The organism is Arthrobacter sp. B0427-1-12 (genome assembly GCF_059092905.1).
In genome coordinates, this window is sequence record NZ_JBNHIC010000169.1 from 1 (window position 1) to 920 (window position 920).

General features: G+C 68.9%; 1 protein-coding gene. It reads right to left on the minus strand.

The window, feature by feature from the left end; translation table 11 throughout:
- Positions 1 to 302: 302 nt before the first annotated feature.
- Positions 303 to 920 (minus strand): diacylglycerol/lipid kinase family protein (locus AC5RWU_RS24380; RefSeq protein ID WP_493986745.1); only part of this gene is annotated, 618 nt, incomplete at its 5' end.

Consider the following 920-nt stretch of genomic DNA (forward strand, 5'->3'; position numbering starts at 1 on the left):
GTTGCCGGCCTGATTCTGCTGGTGCTGCCGATCATCTTGATGGCCCATTGCCAGGACCGGGCCACGCCTGCGGTACTTCGGCTTCGAGCGCAGTCAATCCTGGGCCGGCCCTGTTCACCGCGGCCGCCGGCGGAGGACCCCTGACCGCCATGGCCGGTGACGCCCGGATCATCCGGCCGCGGGCGAACGCGCAGGAACCGGAAGGGCCGGCACCGGCAGCGCAACCGGTCCCGCTGAACGGGGGGCAGTTACCCTGCTCGCGCCATGTTGCCCGGTTCAGGCGGACAGCCGCCCGGACAGCTTCAGCCGATGACGGCCAAGGCTTCGGGCACCGACTCCACCAATACATCCGACGCGGCACCGACGGTCATGATTTCGCCGTCGGTCTGGACCGGGATGCTGTCCGTCGTGCTGAACGCGTAGCGGCTGACGCTGGGCTGTTCGCCCAGGCCCACCGTCACCGCGCGGAGGGTCATCAGTGCCATGCGCCACTTGCCGGCATGCGGCAGCATCACCACTTCGAACTTCCCGTCCGCTGGATCGCCGGACTCGCTGAGCCTGCCGTATTTGGCCATATCCGGGATATTGGCAAGCACCAGGCTGTCCAGCGTCGCCCGGGCGCCGTCGGCCCGGGCGATCTCGAAGGGCCGCAGTCCGGCGACCGTGCGGGCTACCGAGACGAGCTCCTTGAGTGCGCCCTTCTGGCCCTTTTCGATCCCGATGGCCATCAGCGGGGTCAGGCCGAACCCGATATAGGAGTGTGCGTAGCGCGACCACTGCTGCGGCCCGCCGCCGACCCGCAGCCTCAGCAGGTCGATCCGCCGGATCTCGCCCCCGGTGATCGCTTCGATCAGAAGCTGGCGCCCGGTGCTGCGGCGGTGGTCGTTGGCGTTACCTCCGGCCATCACGGCGCAGACTGC